18 protein-coding genes and 1 pseudogene are annotated in these 18,353 nt (G+C 38.8%); 3 read left to right on the top strand and 16 right to left on the bottom strand.

The features are described from left to right. Positions 1-6: 6 nt before the first annotated feature. From PluTT01m_RS24755 to cpxR, 15 genes are all read right to left on the bottom strand, one after another. Complete coding sequence (locus PluTT01m_RS24755; RefSeq protein WP_011148871.1) at positions 7-618, bottom strand: sugar transferase; 612 nt, start codon at positions 616-618, stop codon at positions 7-9. Then, a complete protein-coding gene (locus tag PluTT01m_RS24750; RefSeq protein WP_011148870.1) occupies positions 619-1,776 on the bottom strand; it encodes a DegT/DnrJ/EryC1/StrS family aminotransferase in 1,158 nt (385 codons plus the stop codon). A 10-nt stretch (positions 1,777-1,786) separates the two neighbouring features. Next, positions 1,787-2,797 carry a glycosyltransferase family 2 protein gene (locus PluTT01m_RS24745; RefSeq protein WP_011148869.1) on the bottom strand — a complete coding sequence of 337 codons (1,011 nt, stop codon included), beginning with the start codon at positions 2,795-2,797 and terminating at the stop codon, positions 1,787-1,789. Positions 2,798-2,966: 169 nt separating this feature from the next. Then, the gene (locus PluTT01m_RS24735; RefSeq protein WP_228957091.1) at positions 2,967-4,157 is read right to left on the bottom strand and encodes a glycosyltransferase family 4 protein; all 1,191 of its coding nucleotides are present in this window, start codon (positions 4,155-4,157) and stop codon (positions 2,967-2,969) included. 44 nt (positions 4,158-4,201) lie between these two features. Beyond that, positions 4,202-5,272 (bottom strand): non-hydrolyzing UDP-N-acetylglucosamine 2-epimerase, encoded by a 1,071-nt coding sequence (gene wecB, locus PluTT01m_RS24730; RefSeq protein ID WP_011148867.1) that lies wholly within the window; start codon positions 5,270-5,272, stop codon positions 4,202-4,204. Between the two features lie 5 nt (positions 5,273-5,277). Further along, the gene (locus tag PluTT01m_RS24725) at positions 5,278-6,381 is read right to left on the bottom strand and encodes a glycosyltransferase family 4 protein (RefSeq protein ID WP_011148866.1); all 1,104 of its coding nucleotides are present in this window, start codon (positions 6,379-6,381) and stop codon (positions 5,278-5,280) included. After that, a complete protein-coding gene (locus tag PluTT01m_RS27810) occupies positions 6,378-6,860 on the bottom strand; it encodes a hypothetical protein (RefSeq protein ID WP_228985241.1) in 483 nt (160 codons plus the stop codon). The genes PluTT01m_RS24725 and PluTT01m_RS27810 overlap by 4 nt, the downstream gene beginning before the upstream one ends. A 736-nt stretch (positions 6,861-7,596) precedes the next feature. Beyond that, positions 7,597-8,703, bottom strand: coding sequence for a D-glucuronyl C5-epimerase family protein (locus PluTT01m_RS24715; protein ID WP_011148864.1), 1,107 nt, complete (start codon positions 8,701-8,703; stop codon positions 7,597-7,599). Positions 8,704-8,710: 7 nt separating this feature from the next. Continuing rightward, a complete protein-coding gene (locus PluTT01m_RS24710) occupies positions 8,711-9,928 on the bottom strand; it encodes a lipopolysaccharide biosynthesis protein (protein ID WP_011148863.1) in 1,218 nt (405 codons plus the stop codon). 5 nt (positions 9,929-9,933) lie between these two features. After that, the gene (locus PluTT01m_RS24705) at positions 9,934-11,004 is read right to left on the bottom strand and encodes a DegT/DnrJ/EryC1/StrS family aminotransferase (RefSeq protein ID WP_011148862.1); all 1,071 of its coding nucleotides are present in this window, start codon (positions 11,002-11,004) and stop codon (positions 9,934-9,936) included. A gap of 14 nt (positions 11,005-11,018) precedes the next feature. Continuing rightward, a complete protein-coding gene (locus PluTT01m_RS24700) occupies positions 11,019-11,606 on the bottom strand; it encodes an acyltransferase (RefSeq protein ID WP_011148861.1) in 588 nt (195 codons plus the stop codon). Between the two features lie 18 nt (positions 11,607-11,624). Next, the gene (locus PluTT01m_RS24695) at positions 11,625-12,674 is read right to left on the bottom strand and encodes a Gfo/Idh/MocA family protein (protein WP_011148860.1); all 1,050 of its coding nucleotides are present in this window, start codon (positions 12,672-12,674) and stop codon (positions 11,625-11,627) included. A gap of 14 nt (positions 12,675-12,688) precedes the next feature. Next, on the bottom strand, positions 12,689-13,999 hold the full coding sequence (locus tag PluTT01m_RS24690; RefSeq protein ID WP_011148859.1) for a nucleotide sugar dehydrogenase: 1,311 nt from the start codon (positions 13,997-13,999) through the stop codon (positions 12,689-12,691). Positions 14,000-14,400: 401 nt separating this feature from the next. Continuing rightward, the gene (gene cpxA / locus PluTT01m_RS24685) at positions 14,401-15,771 is read right to left on the bottom strand and encodes an envelope stress sensor histidine kinase CpxA (RefSeq protein ID WP_011148858.1); all 1,371 of its coding nucleotides are present in this window, start codon (positions 15,769-15,771) and stop codon (positions 14,401-14,403) included. Then, a complete protein-coding gene (gene cpxR / locus PluTT01m_RS24680; protein ID WP_011148857.1) occupies positions 15,768-16,463 on the bottom strand; it encodes an envelope stress response regulator transcription factor CpxR in 696 nt (231 codons plus the stop codon). Before cpxR ends, cpxA begins: the two co-directional genes overlap by 4 nt. Positions 16,464-16,620: 157 nt before the next feature. Here cpxR and cpxP point away from each other — a divergent pair, with 157 nt between their 5' ends. Then, positions 16,621-17,115, top strand: a complete 495-nt coding sequence (gene cpxP, locus PluTT01m_RS24675; RefSeq protein ID WP_011148856.1) for a cell-envelope stress modulator CpxP — start codon at positions 16,621-16,623, stop codon at positions 17,113-17,115. A gap of 242 nt (positions 17,116-17,357) precedes the next feature. Here the strand turns inward: cpxP and PluTT01m_RS24670 are convergent. Next, positions 17,358-17,723 (bottom strand): annotated as a pseudogene (locus PluTT01m_RS24670) (tyrosine-type recombinase/integrase); the annotation flags it as partial. A gap of 81 nt (positions 17,724-17,804) precedes the next feature. Between PluTT01m_RS24670 and PluTT01m_RS27805 the strand changes: the two are divergent. After that, positions 17,805-17,981: a type II toxin-antitoxin system HicA family toxin gene (locus PluTT01m_RS27805; protein ID WP_109791912.1), complete on the top strand. Its 177-nt coding sequence runs from the start codon at positions 17,805-17,807 to the stop codon at positions 17,979-17,981. Continuing rightward, the gene (locus PluTT01m_RS24660; protein ID WP_011148854.1) at positions 17,974-18,321 is read left to right on the top strand and encodes a type II toxin-antitoxin system HicB family antitoxin; all 348 of its coding nucleotides are present in this window, start codon (positions 17,974-17,976) and stop codon (positions 18,319-18,321) included. The genes PluTT01m_RS27805 and PluTT01m_RS24660 overlap by 8 nt, the downstream gene beginning before the upstream one ends. Positions 18,322-18,353 lie beyond the last annotated feature (32 nt).

Raw genomic sequence — 18,353 nt, 5'->3', positions numbered from 1 at the left:
GGTTAATTACCTAAAAACTACTTTGTAAATTGTTTTGAAAATAATCTTCAGGTCATAGAAAAATGACTTTTTATCTATGTATTCTAAGTAGTACTTGGCTTTTATCGGCATAATAATATCGATATAGGCTTGATGAGGATCTTGATATTGGCTTAATATCTGGTTTTCATCGATCATTTCTATAGAAGCCAAATCTGTGATGCCGGGTTTTACCGATAATATTTTGTTTCTGACATCATCCGGGTATTTGTCCATAAATTGTGGTACTTCCGGTCTTGGCCCGACTAAGCTCATTTTTCCTCGGACAACGTCAATCAGTTGAGCTAATTCATCAATTTTATATTTGCGTATAAATTTTCCAGAGTGGGTAATACGGAGATCATGACCAATAGTGAGTTGTCCTTTTTGCTCTGATCCCGTCGTCATGCTCCTAAATTTATGAATATAAAAATCTTGATTATATTGGCCTACTCGTTTTTGTCGGAAAAAAATAGGTCCTTTCGAATCGATTTTTATCCAGATAGCAATCGTGATTAAAATAGGGAATAGTAGGATGATTCCAATGAGAGAAGAAGTAAAATCAAAAAGCCTTTTTATAGCTAAATAATATGTCATCATTTATGCCAAGATCTCTTTAATTGTTTTGATAACGTATATTTGGTCTTCTTTGGTCATTTTTGTATATAAAGGGATGGATACAATTCTTTTAAAGTTTTCTTCTGCGACTGGGAAGTTGTTTTCGTTAAGAGAATAGGTATTTTTCCAGATGGGTTGTTTGTGTAGTGGAATAAAATGGACAGAGCAGCCGATATTTTTTTCTGCCATTTTTATAATAAAGTCATCTCTGGATATTTTGACTTGATCATTTAATCTAATGGTATATAGATGCCAGGCGTGTTGGCTATTAGATTCTTGAGGTTTAGTGGGTAAGATAATCGGTAGATCTTTTAATTCATCATCATAGAGTTTAGCCATTGCCTCTCTTTTCTTGTGGAAAGTGTCTATTTTCTGTAATTGATGGATGCCGATAGATGCACAAATATCGGGCATGTTATATTTATAGCCTGGTTCAATCACTTCATAATACCAGGCAGGTATTTTAGATTGATATCGATCAAAGGCGTCTTTGCTAATGCCGTGGAGGCGCATTATTTTTGCTCTTTTTATGATATCTGGATGTCTGGAGACTAGCATGCCACCTTCCGCTGTCGTCATGGTTTTATTCGCGTAAAAGCTGAATACGGTGACATCGGTATCTAGCGTGCCAATTTTCTTTCCCTTATATAAAGTCGGAAATGAATGGGCGGCATCTTCAATGATTCGTAGATTGAATTTTTTAGCTATTGCAATAATGGCATCCATATCACAGGATAAACCTGCAAAGTGTACCGGCATAATTGCTTTAGTTTTGGCGGTTATGGCTTTTTCTATTGCTATTGGGTCAATATTCAGGCTGTCAGGTAAAGAATCAACAAAAATAGGGTGAGCTCCCAAATAACGGACAACTTCTGCGGTTGCCGTAAAGGTATAGGTCGGAACGATGACTTCATCACCCGGCTGAATACCAATGGCTTCTAATGCTAAATGCAACCCTGCCGTGGCTGAATTTACCGCTATGGCTTCAACATCGGAACCTAAATATTGCGCAAAATCTTGTTCAAATCTTCTGGTTTTAGGTCCGGTGGTTATCCAGCCTGTTTTAAGTGAGTCAATGACTTCATCAATTTCTTCTTGGCTGATTTCTGGGAGTGCGAAAGGGAGAAAAGAAGAGTTCATGATATAATCCTTATCTTTTGTTTTTTACGTGGAATTTCTTATTGAATATAATTTTCATTATTCCAATGAGATACCCTGATCCATAAGATAAATGTATGTACAGAAATATTAATGGTAAGAAAATATAGTTTTTTTTATTTTTTAAATGGGCTCTTATTGATACCAGTAAAGTTAAGAAGAAATAGATAAAAATACAACCTATATATAGATATAAAAATATTGAGCTAGTGAATGAGAGGATTAATCCTAGGATTAACCCTAAGACAAAAATTGGTGGTATTAATTGCCAGAATGATGTTATTTTTTTCAATTTGGCATTGACTAATGGTTTAAATAAACCGTATTGGTAGAACATAGAACAGATTTTTTTAATTGAATCTCTGGGGTAATAATCAATAATAATATCTGGGGAAAGGTATATATTACCTCCATGCTTTATAATTCTGTTGTTAAACTCATCATCTTGGTTTCTAATTAAATCTTCATCAAATAGCCCTATTTTATCGAATAGTGTTCTTTTGAAAAAGCCGAAAGGTACTGTATCAACTTTTTTTATATTATTAATGCCAATTCGAAAATAGGAATTACCCATTCCAAAGCGACTACTTAAGGCATATGCAATATTGTGGGAAATGGTTGTAGAATTACATGGTTTTGTATTAACAATCCCACCTATATTATCAGCATCAAGTTTTTTTGATAAGTTATATAGTTTGGATAAGTAGCTACTGGGATAGCTGGAGTGAGCATCGATTCTGGCTATATATTCCCCTAATGAGTTTTTTATACCAATATTCAGAGCAGTAGGAACATGTTTTGCAGGGTTATATAGTAATTTTATGAACTCATATTTTTCAGTATAACTCTGAATTACTTTTAAAGTACTATCTGAACTACAACCATCTATAAAAATAATCTCTAATTGCCCGGTAGGGTAATCTTGTTTTAGCAGTGATTCAATACACCCTTTTATATATTTTTCTTCATTTAATATAGGGCAAATAACTGATATATTTATCATGGTTGAATAGTCACTTTATTTAGAGTGTAATGATAGTTATTAATTCCTATGTTTTATTTAAATCTTCTGGTTTTAGGTCGGGTGGTTATCCATCACTGTTTTAAGTAAGTCAATGATTTCATCAATTTCGGATTGTCCAATTTCAGGTAATGCAAAAGGAAGGAATTTATTATTCATGATTGATGATGGCCTTGATGAAATTGTCTGCTAATACGGAATAAGCGTGATTTTCTAAAGCGTAAATTTTACCTTTTTTCCCCATTTGGTTTAATTCGTCAGTTGATAATTCACTGAGTTTTAATAAGGCCCGAGCAATCTCTTCTGGCTTGCCTGATTTAACGGTGATACCGCAATTCACGTCAGAAACAGGATCATTACCGGCATCAATCGCACATAAAATGGGTTTGCCCGCCATCATGTAATCAATGAGTTTATTGGGGCTGATGCCAAATCTGAATAATGATTGCTTTTGTAACCCTATATAGGCAATGTCAATTTTATTGAGTAGTGTTGGGATTTGAGTTTTGGGGATCGGATCAAAGAATATAACGTTATTTGTTCTCAGTGATTGAGACTCCTTTATTAAGTTATCTTTTTCAAGGCCCGTGCCGACTAATAAGAAGGTTATCGGTTTATCATGAAGCAGTGAAGCCGTTTTGAGTAGTTTTTCTAGCGCATTTGGGCGGCCATGGGCACCGCTATAGCATACAATTTTATGCCCTTTATTTTTTTCAGTTATAATAAGTTTTTCTAGTGAACGGTTTAATGGAGTAAGTTGATTTATCCAATCCTTTATAACCACGCCATTAGGGATAATATGTAGTTTATTGAGATCTAATCCATGTGCTTTCGTATGTTCTTGTACTTTAGGAAGCATGGAAATAACCACATCAGCATGTTTATAAGCTGTGTTTTCAGCAAGTTGGCATAATTGAATAAATGGATGTTTAGGTGACATTCCACCTAATTCTATGGGTGAAAGCGGCCATAAATCATGCAGTTCAAAAACCAGTTTGGCATTGGCTTTTTTGGCAAGACGTTTGGCAATCCAGATATCCATTGGATATGTACTTGAAGCAATAACAACATCAGGTCGATATTTTTTGACTAAGTTATGGCTATCAAGCCAAATTTGCCGTAAAAAAGAGAAAATATTTTTGACTCTGGATAATCCATTTCCATTATAACTCGGGGTTGGATACCAGATATATTCTAATCCGTTAATATTTTCGGTGGTTTTTTTATTCTCTATCAGTTTGGGTTGTTTGGTCCGTACATGAGAATAAGAGGCTGCAAGTAGGGTAATATTATGTCCCGATTTAATCCATTCTTGTCCTAAATGATATGGACGAAATTCCATCCCAAGATCCGGTGAGCCGGCATAGTGGTTTATATAGACGATATTCATAGTGATTTTTCTAGTTCGTCAGCAATTCTTGTCGCAGCGATACCACCACCATACATGGATTGAATCGAGTCCATGTCAATTCCAATCATGTCATGAACGGCTTGGGTTATTTTGTTACTGTCAGCCTCCGAGAGTTTGTTTACGCCCGCGGCAATTAATTCTACCCATTCAGTTTGATCCCTCACAGTCACACAAGGTTTCTTGAAGAAAAAAGCCTCTTTTTGCAGTCCACCGCTATCGGTAATAATCAGGGCGGTGTTTTTGAGTAGCCAGATCATCTCTAAATATCCTACTGGCTCAATTAAATGAACATCTAAATGTAAGTCGTATTGTGCTAACATTTTTTTAGTTCTTGGGTGAATTGGCATAACAACAATAGCAGTTCTTTTATGTATATTATTTAAGGCGTTTACTATTTCAGTTAGACGTTCCTGATTATCGGTATTTTCAGCACGATGGAGCGTGGTTAATATAAAGTTTGGTATCGCATCCAGCCCATCAGGTTTTTTCGCCATTTGGCTAAAATATAAAGCGGCGTCTTCCATCACATCACCGACTTGTTTGATATTAACGGGCTTTGAACCGAAGCCTTCTTTTTGTAGGTTATTGATGGCAGTGTCTGTTGGACAGAAAAGAATTGAACTCACATTATCGGTTAATATTCTGTTTATCTCTTCTGGCATCTGCATATTAAAGCTACGTAAACCGGCTTCAACATGGATAATCGGAATATGTAATTTAGATGCGGCTAATGCACCAGCTAAAGTCGAGTTTGTGTCGCCATATACCATGACGGCATCCGGTTTTTCTGTGATGAGTACTTTTTCAATTTCGATGAGCATTCTACCTGTCATGTCACCGTGTGAACCACCGTGAATATTGAGTGTGTAATCCGGTTTGGGAATGGCTAAATCATTGAAGAAGACATCAGACATATTAGTATCAAAATGTTGACCGGTATGAATGATAATTTCTTTAAATTTGTTATTATTTTTTAAAGCGCGAGAGACTGGGCTTGCTTTAATGAATTGTGGTCTGGCACCTAATACGGTGATGATTTTTTTCATATCGATTAACGTCCAATGTGTTGATAAAATTTGGTTAGTTTATTTTGTTCAATATCCCAATTGTATTTTTCATTGACTGCCAGAAGCCCATTGTTACCCATTTCTTCTGCTATATCAGGGTTATTTGATAGGTAATCTATTGCATCAGCTATTTGCTTAGGGTTTAATGGGTCAACACAAATGCCACAATGGTTTTTTACAACTATATCTTTCCATAATGTGAAATTTGAAGCGATGACCGGGATACCCGCACTCATATATTCGAATATTTTATTGGGTTGGGCATCGATATGATTGGGAAGTGGGTGATATAGAACAATACCTGCAATAGATTTAGATAAAAGCTCTTTGGTTTCTATGCGATTTAAAAATCCCAGTGCATCTATTTTGTGCCAATTTTTCATATTTTTTATTTTGTTCTCGAGTTCTGTATCTGAAAAATTGCCCGCGAGTTTCATTGTTGTATTTGTTGTGAGGTGAGAGAGGGACTCAACCATTTCGGCTATACCTCTAATGTCGGAAATACCGCCGACATAGCAGACTTGTTTTTCTTTTTCATGCCAGTTGGCATGTTTATTATGCAACTCACCTAATATAGGATAGTTATTAATATCTATGGTGTTGTTATTGAGTTTTAAGAATTTGTCTCTTATTGAGGGTGTGGCTGTAATAATGCCATCAAATTTAGGTGTAGAATACTTCTCGTAGAGGGCGAATAGTTTAGAGATAATAACCCGGGTAAATTTATTTAAGTAAGGTTTGCTAAAAATTTGTTTAGGGACATCTTCATGGGAATCAAAAATGACTATTTTACCTTTCCTTTTCAGTTTTAGCCCGATAGGGATGAGTTCTGGATCATGAAAATGATATAAGTCGGCGTCTAATTCTAATGCTTTTTTATAAACTTTATCGGTTGTTTTAAAAATTCTATTTAATCGACCGGGCAATATACCGACATCAATGATAGCAATGTTATTCTTGACTTCATTACCTTTACCATCTGCAACAATAAGTGAGACCTCATGTTCTTTTTGTAAGGCAGAACATTCTTTTAGGAAAATACGGGTGTCGAAACGTGGATGTACCGAGGTCATATGTGTGATTTTCATAAGGGTATTTTGTTAGTTTTCGTTGGGAATAAAAATAATAATATGCTTAATGCCAGCAGCCCATAGGTCAGTAGTAGTGCTGTAATCGCTGAGTTTGATATTGTGTATACGAAGGGTAAATAGAGTGTCGTTGAAAGTTCAAATGGAACCTTTTTTGAGCTCAGGTTCATTGCAAAGATTAATATATTAAATATAAAAAAGTTTATTATTAAACCCAGTGTACCGTATCTGGCGATACCGTCTCCAATAAAGCCAGTATTAGCCGAACCTGAGGTGCCATAATAGATTTGAGAAACTATTTGCGGCGCTTCTGTCGTAAATTCACTATTGTTGTTGTAGATATAATCATAAAAATAATAGGTATTTAATGTCGGTGTGAAGAATACTCTGCGTAGCCAATGGATCAGTGGGTCATAAAAATCGAAAATTAAATATAATATCCCGGCGGTCAGGAATAAATAGAGGATGATATTTATCACCGAGTTACTTATCGATTTTGTTCCTTTTATATAGAAGTATAGAATGATAACCGCGAGATTCATGAATGCGATGCTTTTTAATCCTGAGGAGCTGTAGATTAAATAGGAAATCAAAATACTTATTGTAATGAGCAGATATTTTATCGGACCTCTAATATAGAGTGAAGCTAGTAATAGCAATGGCGAGATAACATATCCCCCATTGGTGATGATGTACATCGTGAGTAGCGGTGTGTTGTCTTTAAAGTGCTGTCTCACGGAATAAACTTTAAATATATTAGGGGGTATTAAACTTAATCCAGGATTGCTAATGACGAATAAGAGGACAATAATACCACATCCTATTATCAGTATTTTATATAAATCCCACGGGATTTTTAGTTTCGGTATTGTTATTCTATCTATTATCCGAAAGAATAATATAGATGAGAAAAATAATATGTTTATTGTGCAGACGAAAATGATTGAATAGACAGAAGCTGAATTAATCAGTGGGAATATAATTGATACCGGTATAATGTAAGTGATATAGATTAACCATAAAAAAACCATCACGGGATTTTTTTGGTTGTTGAGTAAAATGAGTGGTAAAAATGATATCCAACAGAAAATAATACTTAAGTAACCTTGTGGGGTAATATTATAGCCTCTTACCTCATGGAATGTATCTAATATAAGTATTGAATTCAGGTAGATAATAACCTGATAGATAAATATTTTCAGGATTATTTTAATATTATTTTGCATTTTTGCGGATAAAGAAGTAAATGAATGATAATACTAAGATAGACAGGAAATACATAGTGATAAATTGATAGTATGCCCAACTCGTAGGGCCATGTTTTATGTAATAATATCCGCTATTAGCGGCGGATTTATTCCAATTATTATATAAATCTATTATTTCTTTATTTTTAAAATTTTGATTTCTAGCTATCAGATCTTTTAAAAGAAGAGTATGTATTTTGTGATATTTAATATTGCTTGGGTTGCCAATTAAATCATAGCTGGACCATTCATTTTTTATGTCGAACTTAAATATATTATGGCTGATTGATTGATATAATTTATCGGATATTCTGGTGTTTTCATCTGTATTTAAATAAGTTTCAAATGACTCAATACCATAAGTAGAATAGATCATGCCGTTTAATACAAAAGCCAATTGGTCTGAATTGGCTTGAGGATCAACGTACTCTTCAATCCAAGGCATATTATCTAATGTTGTTAAACTGCCGCCTTTATGGATAGGTGCGAGTGATGATTGGTATAGTCGTTTCGACGTGAGTAGATATTTATCATCGTCAAAATGGTCATAAGCTCTTAATAAGAGAATAATGGCATAGGCATCGGTTAGTCCAGACCACCAGGGGGCAGAGAGTTTATTATTTTTGTAGCCTTTATATGACCAATCAAAATCATATAAGTAATGACTTTCACCATGAAATGATTTTATATTATTTAATAACCAATCGGCTGAAAATTTAAAATTAGCAATCAATTCGTTTTGATTGAATTGAGGTGGCGGTACATTCCATCCGGGTAAGGATGAATCGGTTCGCCATAATATATTGGCGTTATCTTGATTTAAGCCTAAAGAAGAGTATATCAGGCCATAGTGAACAACATAAAATGGGGATAAGAATGGCTCTGGAATATGAGGTGAGTGAGATAAAGGAAAGCCATTGCTATTAAATTCGCGTTGCGTGAATTTCCCTTTCATGACTAAGTTTCTCACATTGCCATTGAATTCATCTAGCTCATAAGCATATTTATTGAATGTATAGCTGACAATCATCACGATAATGATATAGGGAATTATTTTTATTATGATTTTCTTCATGTTAACCTTATTGACGCATGAAAGATAATTTTAAAATATAAGCCGTACTTGTCATATAGAGAACAAAACTTGTGAGTGAAAATAATAATAGGGTAAGGTAAATATCGCCTAATAGATATCCAGTAAGGAGGGCGATTAATCTTAATATAATCGATGTTGTCTGAATAAATAAATTGCTTTTCTGATGTTCATAAATTGATAAATATACCGATAACGATGAGTATATTATTTGCCCGCATAAGTGTGGTATTAAGCATAATAGATATTTACCTGATTCTCGCCACTCTTCACCGAAGATAAAGGTTATGATGGGTATGCCCGTGAAGTATGTCACTATAGCAAATAAAATAGCAATCAGTGTTAGGCAATAAAATGTTTTTTTTATCTTTAAGAAAGGTGATATAAGCGTGTCTTTTAAATATCCTTGTAATATAGATGAAACGGTTTGGGATAATAGTGTAATTGGGGCTCCTGATATTCTGGATGCAATTAAATAAAATCCTGCCGATTTTAGCCCATAGGTGGACATGATAAATAATTGGGGCAGTTCATTACTCAATGTGTTAATTGAAGCCGCAGGAAAATCATAAACGGGAAATCGATAATATTTCTTAGCCAGTAGTCTTATTTTTCTAAGTTCATGTTTGCTGATAATTAAACGATATTTGGATCTTTTACTTAAAAATAGAACACCTAATGATTGGCCTAATATTTGGCCTAAGATGAGACTGCTTGCGCCTAAATGGGCAATGCCGCCAATGATTTGGGTGCTAATCATGGCAACGGTTTGCGTTATTTTAGTGATAGAGAGTGCATGGTATTGTTTTTCTCTTATACTATTGAAACTCACTGCTCGATAAAATCCATAAGTGATAATACCTAGCGGGATATAGTATATATAGTTTCCTATAATTATTTTTTCTGGTGTGTTAGATATTGCAAAAACAGTGATAACGATTAGGCTAATGGTTATTGGAATAATGCAAGATAATGTGACTAATGAGTTAATTTCACGACTTTTCCCTGATGAACTTATTGAAAATTCATATCGAAGACAAGCACCTACGGCAAAAACACTTAAAAGCGATGAAAATGAAGCGTAAATACCTAATTCTTCCGGTGAAAATAGTCTTGTTAATACGGGTGTTGATAGTAATAATAATATCTGGCTGAATAATGATGAGAGTAATAAGCCAGATATATTCCTCAATAATTTATGATTCATGGATTTTAAATTGAACTGGCAATTTTATTAATTATATCTATGGATAAATAAGGATGCATCGGCAAGCTAATGACTTCTTGTGCGATTTCGTCTCCTATAGGCAGAGCAATATTGCTGGCCACCGCGGGTTGTTTATTTAGCGGGATCGGGTAATGAATGGCGGTGGGAATACCCTGTTCTTTTAATCTGCGTTGTAATTCATCACGGTTTTTAATGCGGAGAGTATATTGCGCATAGGCCGAAAGATTGTGTGGCTCAATATAGGGCGTGGTCGTGATACCGATGCCGTTCAATGCGTTATTGTAGTTTTCTGCCACCTGCTGACGTAATGCCATTTCTTCATCGAATATCTCCAGTTTGGGTAACAGGATAGCTGCTTGCAGGGTATCTAAGCGGCTATTAATTCCGATCCGGATATGGTGGTATCGTCGGTCTTGTCCATGACGGGCAATTTGACGAATAATTTTCGCCAGTTCTTCATCACGGGTGAAAATAGCGCCGCCATCGCCGTAACATCCCAACGGTTTGCTAGGGAAGAAACTGGTACATGAGATGGTCGTTAAGTTACAGGAACGTTTGCCTTTATAAGTCGCGCCAAAACTTTGGGCCGCGTCTTCTATTACGATCAGGTTATGTTTTGCTGCGATGGCATTAATTTCGTCAAAATCGGCACATTGACCAAATAAGGAAACCGGAATGATCGCTTTGGTTTTTGGGGTAATCGCCGCTTCGAGTTGCGTTGGATCTAAGTTATACGTGGTGGGTTTGACGTCAACATAAACTGGAACCCCGCCCAGTAGCGCAACGGTTTCAGCGGTGGCAATGTAGGTAAAGCCGGCGGTAATCACTTCGTCGCCGGGTTTAATGCCAATCGCCATTAAGGCAATTTGCAAGGCATCGGTGCCATTGGCGCAGGTAATGCAATATGGCGCGCCGGTGTAGGCAATCAGCTTTGCTTCTAATTCGTCGACTTCAGGCCCTAAAATATATTTTCCATGTGCGAGGACTTTCTGGATATTCGCGTCAATTTTATCTTTAATTTTAAGTTGCTGTGCTGCCAGATCGGTAAATTGCATGCCTTTATCCTTGATTATTTAATTCGCACGACAATATGGTTATTGAGTTGATAAATATGCTGAGTGTGAGGACAGGTGGCGGTGGCTTGTCCGTGTAGCGGTAAATCTAATTGTTCACCAAATTCACTCATCCAGCCAATGTGTTTAGCCGGCACACCCACCATCAGGGCATAATCAGGAACATCTTTATTCACCACCGCGCCGGCACCAATAAAAGCATAAGCGCCAATGGTGGTGCCACAAACAATGGTACAGTTGGCACCTAAGGTGGCGCCTTTTTTTACCCAGGTGTTTTGATATTCACTTTTTCTTTCAATCAATGAACGCGGATTATAAACATTGGTGAACACCATGCTTGGGCCACAAAATACCCCATCTTCCAGATGAACATTGTCATAAACAGAAACATTATTTTGTATTTTGCAGTGATTGCCGATAGTGACTTGATTGCCAATAAAGACATTTTGGCCCAGAGAACAGCCTTCGCCAATTTGAGCACCTGAGCAGACGTGGGTGAAATGCCAGATACGGCTGTTTTTGCCGATTTGAGCCCCTTCATCAACGATGGCACTGGGATGTATCATTATGTGTTCTGCTGACATGAGACCGGTTCCATTGATTTAATAGGTTAAAGGCAAAGAAATGGTTTTGTTATCTCTGGCTGACAGGTAGGCGGCGATAAGCAGCTCTAAGGATTTTAAGCCTTCCCGGCCATCAGTGATGGGTTGGGCTTCGCCTTTCATCACCTCAATGACATTTTTGTAATAAAGCGGATGGCCAAAGCCATAAACAGAAGTGGTTTCGTAATTGGCGGTTTTGACTTGTTGGTCATACTCTTTTTCGTCAGCGAAATGCCATTCCTGGATTTCATTGACGGCTAAACCCCCCACTCTGACCGTGCCTTTTTCCCCCAAGATGGTGATGGAACCTTCGAGATTTTGCGGATAAGTGCACATGGTGACAGCCATTGAGCCTAATGTGCCATCCCGCCAGCGGATATTGAGTACCCCGGTATCTTCTGTTTCGATATCTAAGTGGGTTGATGTCATGGCCTGAACATCTTTGACCGGGCCGATTAGCCATTCAATTAAATCAACATAGTGGCTCGCCTGATTCATGAAGGCACCGCCATCAAATTCCCAGGTGCCCCGCCAGGCGGCTTGATCGTAATAAGCCTGGGGACGGGTCCAGAAAACATTCAGGTGGACCAGGTGGATTTTGCCAAACCGTTTTTCACTGACCGCCCGTTTCAGCAATTGTAAGGTGGCATTTAAGCGGTTTTGTTTGACGACAAACAGGTGTTTTCCGGCTTTATCTGCCGCTTTGACCATGTTTTCCCCCTCAGCCAGCCGGGTTGCCATTGGCTTTTCGGTGACGACGTGAAAGCCTTTATCAAAGCAGGTCATCGCCTGTGCTGGATGAAGGCCAGAGGGAGTGGTCAGGATAATGATATCCGCGGTGATGTTATCCAACATTGTATTGAAGTCGCTGAAACCCGGGACGCCGGTTTTTTCTACTGCTGCGTTTAATGCTTCTTGATCGTTATCACAGACGGCGACTAATTCGGCTGCTTCTTGATGTACTTCCAGAGAATTGAAATGATTTTTAGCGATCCGTCCACAACCGACTAAAGCAAATTTTATCTTTCTGTCGTTGATAGTGCTCAGCATAATCTTATCCTAAGTTAAGCTTTGATAATGTTTTTGTGATTGGGAGAGTATTTGCCACGAGTATCGACAACTAATTTGGCGTGATTGATAATTAATTCATAATCAAATTTGTCGTGATCGGTGGCTAAAATAACGCAGTCGAAGGTTTTGAGACTATTTTCCGTGATGGGCTGGCTGATTAAATTAAAATGATGTTCCCGCATCTTCGGAAAGACCGGGACATGCGGATCGGCATATTCAATATTGGCCCCTAATTCGCTTAATTTTTCCATAATATGTACTGAGGGGCTTTCTCGCATATCATCCACATTCTTTTTATAGGCGATGCCGAGGATTAATATGTGGCTGCCATTAATGGATTTATTCGCTTTGTTCAGGGCTAATACGGTTTTAGTGACCACATAATCGGGCATGGAGGAATTGACTTCACCGGAGAGTTCAATAAAGCGGGTATTGATACCATATTCTCGGGCTTTCCAGGTTAAATAGAAAGGATCAATGGGAATACAGTGCCCGCCTAATCCGGGGCCGGGATAATAGGGAACAAAGCCGAAAGGTTTGGTTGCTGCGGCTCTAATCACTTCGTGAATATCAATGCCCATTTTATCGGCAACCAGTTTCATTTCGTTGACTAAGCCGATATTGACCGCCCGATGGATATTCTCCAGCAGTTTTGTCATCTCTGCCGCTTTGGTTGAGCTGACCGGAACAACCTGATCAATCGCGTGTTGATAAACGGCGATCCCCGCTTTTAAGCAGTTTTCTGTGTGGCCGCCTATGACTTTAGGAATGGTGCGGGTTTCGAAATCGGGGTTACCCGGGTCTTCTCGTTCAGGTGAATAGACCAGAAAGATATCTTCACCGACGGTTAACCCGCTTTCTTCAACCCGGGGGAGTAACTCTTCTTCGGTGGTGCCCGGATAAGTTGTACTTTCTAAGGAGAGGACTTGCCCGGCCCTTAAATACGGTTTTACCCTGTCGGTGGTGTTAATCACGAAACTAATATCAGGTTCACGGTATTTATTTAACGGCGTTGGGACGCAAAGAATAATGGCATCGCATTGCGCGATGTTGGTGAAATCCGTCGTGGCTTCAAAACCGGTCTTTATCGCGTGACTGATTTTGGCGGAGGGAATATGTTCAATGTAACTTTGACCTTGATTGAGTTTATCTGTTTTTTCTTTATCGATATCGAAACCCATCACTTTAAAACCAATATCGTTATATCTGAGCATGAGCGGTAAGCCAACATAACCCAGGCCAACAATGGCAATGGTGGCGGTTTTATTATCAAATTTCTCGGTGAGAATGTTGAGTGAGGACATATTTTGCCTTTTAAGATGATGACTTAAAAATAAAACTTATGAAAATAAATTACATTTGGTTTTTAATAGGGTGCTATCTATTTCCATAAGTTTTATTTGGCAGGTGAAAATTTAACAAGCTTTTTAAATAGGTTGTGTAAGATATATTGCTGAAATAATAAATAAGGTAATAACAAAGCTACCGCACTAGGTTATTGGCTCCCAGAACTCCATAGAATGTTATAATTTTATCTACTGTTTTGATTTTTCAATGCTTTTGTCTGCTGTAATAAAAAAGCAATAAAATATAAGGTTTTTTAATGAATAACAGGGGAGGTTAAACCGTCAGACTCGCCGGGTCAAGTATAAATAAAATTTATTTGTTTAATGAATTTGTAGAATAAGCTTAGCAGAAATCTGTATTACCGGCCATGAAGTGGTAGCCAAATAACCAAGCGTAAGCCGCCGAGTGGGCTGTCTTCAGCACGAACCCAACCGCGGTGTTGGTTAATCGCGGTTTCAACAATGGCTAAGCCAAGGCCAGTGCCGCCGGATTCCCGATCGCGGGCTTCGTCTGTACGGTAGAAAGGGCGGAATATGTGTTCACGGTCTTCCGGGTTGACGCCCGGGCCGTCATCATCAACGGTAATAGTGATCCCTTGATTATCGGCGTGAAATGCGACCGCAATATGGTGGTGGGAGTAGCGTAAGGCATTACGCACGATATTTTCAAAAGCACTGCCAAGTGCTAATGGGTTGCAGTAAATTGCCCAAGAACTCGGTGGTAAGGTTGCTTCAAGGGTTTTATCCATCTGTTCAGCTTCGAAGCGAGCATTGTCAAGAATATCGTTCCATAAATCTGTCATTTTAATGTTTTCTCTCAACAGTTCATTTTTATGCTGACTGCGGGAGAGTACTAACAGATCGTTAATCATGCTGTCTAGCCGTTGGGCTTCTGTCTCTATTCTTTCTAGCTCTTTATTTTCACCATGACGGCGGCGAAGTAATGCTGTTGCAAGCTGTAAGCGGGTGAGAGGCGTGCGTAGTTCATGGGAGATATCGGAAATTAACCGTTGTTGTGCGATAACCATTCTTTCCAATACACTGATCATCTGGTTGAAGCTGTTACCGGCGGCCAGAAATTCTTGTGGGCCGGCTTCCAGTTCTGGATGTTGGCGTAAGTTACCTTTAGCAACATCGTCTGCGGCATTTTTTAATTTACGGGCAGGCTTAGCCAAACTCCATGCCAGCCATAATAGGAGTGGCGCACTGATTAACATGGTAGCAGTTAATAATAATAGTGGCCGGTCAAACATCAGATTAATAAAATCCGATTGTGGGCTATTCGCGGGACGAACTAAATAAAGTTGATAATGATCTTCTCCATCTCGAATGGAAAAGGGCCCTAGCATTTCAGAGCGGCCATATTTTTTCTTTTTAGGATGATCTGCGTTATCTGATTGTCCAATAAAGTTACGGACAACTTGCATTTCACTTCTTTGTGCGCCAATAACGCGCCCTTCGCTGGTGACCAGTATTAGGCGCTGACCCGGAGGGGCCCATTTTTCAACCGCGCGAAATAAACGACGCCACCAAAGTAAATCGTTAGCGGGATCTTGAGCTAATTCAGCTTCGATATGTTGTTCCAGCATGACTCCCTGCCGGTATTCATTTTCCAGCAGAGAGGTCAATTGTCTGGAATCCAGTTTCGGCACCATTAATACCAACATTAGGACTAATGCCAGAGTAAACCAGAAAATTGCGAAGATGCGTGCCGTCAAACTGTTTATCATGTCGCAGAAACCATTAAATATCCTCGGCCACGTAAGGTCTTAAACCAAGGGAGCCCATCTTCCCGCTCAGGTAATTTACGGCGTAGGTTAGAAATATGCATATCAATTGCGCGGTCAAATGGCGTGAGTCGCTTACCTAATACTTCTTGGCTCAAATGTTCACGGGAGACAACTTGACCTAAATGTTGAGCTAATAGATAGAGCAAAGTAAATTCGGTACCGGTTAAATCGAGAATTTGATTAGCAAAGTTGGCTTCCTGTCGGCCAGGGTTCAATTGTAGGTTATCGACCTGAAGCGTGGGTGGGCCATTGTCTGTTTGCTGTTGTTCACTCCAGTTTGAGCGGCGAAGAATAGCACGTATACGTGCCACTAGCTCACGATCATTAAATGGTTTGGCAAGATAGTCATCTGCCCCTAATTCTAGCCCCAGAACACGATCCAAATCACTTCCTCGCGCTGTCAGCATAATAACTGGCGTTTGATGGTGTAGACGAAGCTCCTTTAACGTCGTAATGCCATTTTTACGCGGCATCATAATATCAAGTAGTAATAAGTCGATCGAATCGTCAAGGAATTTTAATGCCTGCTCTCCGTCATGAGCGATAACAACGTTAAATCCTTCCATTTCAAGTAATTCTTTTAATAGTGATGTCAGTTCACGGTCATCATCAACTAATAGGATTTTATGCATTGATTACTTCCTCCAAGAGCAAAAATACGATAACAAACTTTGCTATTCCACGACTTTACGTTCTTTTACAAGCCTCTGACGCTAGTTTGCAGCCGAGTAAGTATAGTTGTCCACATTGAACCTAATAGCATCGTTCGGGGAAACGAGGAGTTGTTTAATGCGTAACATAGCAGCGTTAGTTTTAGCGTCAATGTTTGTTCTTAGCTCGACGGCATCTTTAGCTGGAACAGCAAGTACAATGCACGCTGCTACGGTACCTGGTAATTGTGCACCTTGTGAATATAAAAATGTAGGAAGTTATCATTATCGTAATAATAACGATATTGGTGATAATGACCATATGTTTAACGGTATCACTTTAACTGAGCAGCAGCGTCAACAGATGCGTGATTTGGTAGGGCAGAAACATCAACCGCGTTCATCGATGTCAATGAGTCCCACAGAGCGAGAAGAGATGCGTAAGCTGGTCACTGCGAAGGATTTTGATGGCGTGGCAGTAAAGGCTCTGATTGAAAGGATGATCAGATGTAATGTGGAGCATCAGGTAGAAATGGCACGTATCCATCACCAGATGTACCAACTGTTGACGCCTGAGCAACAAGCACAATTGGAACAACATTATCGGCAGCGTATGTCTCAGTTACCGAACTGATTTGTAATACCCATAGCAGCAAATGTAGTAGCAAAGTAGTAGCAAAGTAGTAGCAAACGAGAATTTTTCCTTGCCATAGACACCATCCCTGTCTTTCAGGCCCTTTTTAGGGCCTTTTTTTTCAGTCACTTACAACACATTTCTTTGTAAAACAACAACATAAAAAAGTATGAAGGGGTTAGAAAGTATACGAAAGTTTTTGAGTGTGGACGCTTGGTGGACGCTCGCCACACTCTCTAGCTTTATTCTACTTCTATCCCACCCTTAAGAGGGTTTAATGTAATGGCATGTTGCAGATAGTCCGGGGCAAGGTGTGCATAGACCATTGTTTGGATTATGCTGGCGTGCCCTAATATCTGTTGTAATGCAATTATATTCCCTCCATTCATCATGAAGTGGCTGGCAAAAGTGTGCCTGAGGACATGAGTTGCTTGTCCTTTAGGTAAGTCGGGCTTTACTACATGTAAGATCTTACAGAAATTTATGTAGTCAACATTGAACAGCTTGCCCATTTTCTTTTTACCACGAATTTCTTTCTCTAATTTGTCAGAAATGGGAACAATGCGTTGATCTCCATTTTTGGTATTTAGAAAAATTACACGGCCTTTTAATATCTTGGAGAACGCACACATTGTTTCAAAGGTTGGCTGATGAGTTCCATTTTCATACTGTGACACTCTCGCCAAACCCTGATTAACAAACTAGGGGGGAAGATCAAGAACGGCAACGGATCACGCCGGAAGTTTATCCTCATGGGCTCAGTCTATCAGACTCATCAACCTCATCCTGGTAACGTAATGGATAAAGGCGCAGTAAATGGCCTTCGTGAGTGGTTCGAAAATGTAATAGGGGTCGAACATGATTAAAAGCAACAACATTATGACTATCGACGGCCATCCCGCTTCTGTTACCTACGAAGCAGAAATTGGGGCCTTTCGCGGCAAGTTTCTGGATGTCACCGGATATTGTGATTTCGTATCAAACAGTATTGACGGGCTTGAAAAAGAGGGACAAATCTCACTGGCTGAATATATAGAAACGTGCGAGGAAGAGGGAATTAACCCATTCAAAGAAGAGGACAAGCTAAAATCTTTTACTCTTCGTTATCCTGGCTGGCTGGAAGCTCGCTTGACTGCGGCGGCAATATCACACGCAGTCTCAAAGAACCAATTCATAGTTCAGCTGCTTGAGCGAGAACTTCAATAAAATAGATAACGTCGGACAGTGACAAAACTTGT

The sequence above is a fragment of the Photorhabdus laumondii subsp. laumondii genome, from assembly GCF_003343245.1.
Taxonomy (GTDB): domain Bacteria; phylum Pseudomonadota; class Gammaproteobacteria; order Enterobacterales; family Enterobacteriaceae; genus Photorhabdus; species Photorhabdus laumondii.
The sequence above is the reverse complement of the archived record's forward strand: the minus strand, read 5'-3'. Positions and strand labels throughout refer to the sequence as shown.

Bases quoted from the DNA above. Each gene is read 5' to 3' on its own strand.
- PluTT01m_RS24735 (WP_228957091.1), bottom strand. From the start codon at position 4,157: ATGGAATTTCGTCCATATCATTTAGGACAAGAATGGATTAAATCGGGA.
- PluTT01m_RS24700 (WP_011148861.1), bottom strand. From the start codon at position 11,606: ATGTCAGCAGAACACATAATGATACATCCCAGTGCCATCGTTGATGAA.
- wecB (WP_011148867.1), bottom strand. From the start codon at position 5,272: ATGAAAAAAATCATCACCGTATTAGGTGCCAGACCACAATTCATTAAA.
- PluTT01m_RS24725 (WP_011148866.1), bottom strand. From the start codon at position 6,381: ATGAAAATCACACATATGACCTCGGTACATCCACGTTTCGACACCCGT.
- PluTT01m_RS24690 (WP_011148859.1), bottom strand. From the start codon at position 13,999: ATGTCCTCACTCAACATTCTCACCGAGAAATTTGATAATAAAACCGCC.
- cpxR (WP_011148857.1), bottom strand. From the start codon at position 16,463: ATGCATAAAATCCTATTAGTTGATGATGACCGTGAACTGACATCACTA.
- PluTT01m_RS24660 (WP_011148854.1), top strand. From the start codon at position 17,974: ATGATTAAAAGCAACAACATTATGACTATCGACGGCCATCCCGCTTCT.
- PluTT01m_RS24755 (WP_011148871.1), bottom strand. From the start codon at position 618: ATGATGACATATTATTTAGCTATAAAAAGGCTTTTTGATTTTACTTCT.
- PluTT01m_RS24745 (WP_011148869.1), bottom strand. From the start codon at position 2,797: ATGATAAATATATCAGTTATTTGCCCTATATTAAATGAAGAAAAATAT.
- PluTT01m_RS24715 (WP_011148864.1), bottom strand. From the start codon at position 8,703: ATGAAGAAAATCATAATAAAAATAATTCCCTATATCATTATCGTGATG.
- PluTT01m_RS24695 (WP_011148860.1), bottom strand. From the start codon at position 12,674: ATGCTGAGCACTATCAACGACAGAAAGATAAAATTTGCTTTAGTCGGT.
- PluTT01m_RS24710 (WP_011148863.1), bottom strand. From the start codon at position 9,928: ATGAATCATAAATTATTGAGGAATATATCTGGCTTATTACTCTCATCA.
- cpxA (WP_011148858.1), bottom strand. From the start codon at position 15,771: ATGATAAACAGTTTGACGGCACGCATCTTCGCAATTTTCTGGTTTACT.
- cpxP (WP_011148856.1), top strand. From the start codon at position 16,621: ATGCGTAACATAGCAGCGTTAGTTTTAGCGTCAATGTTTGTTCTTAGC.
- PluTT01m_RS24705 (WP_011148862.1), bottom strand. From the start codon at position 11,004: ATGCAATTTACCGATCTGGCAGCACAGCAACTTAAAATTAAAGATAAA.
- PluTT01m_RS24750 (WP_011148870.1), bottom strand. From the start codon at position 1,776: ATGAACTCTTCTTTTCTCCCTTTCGCACTCCCAGAAATCAGCCAAGAA.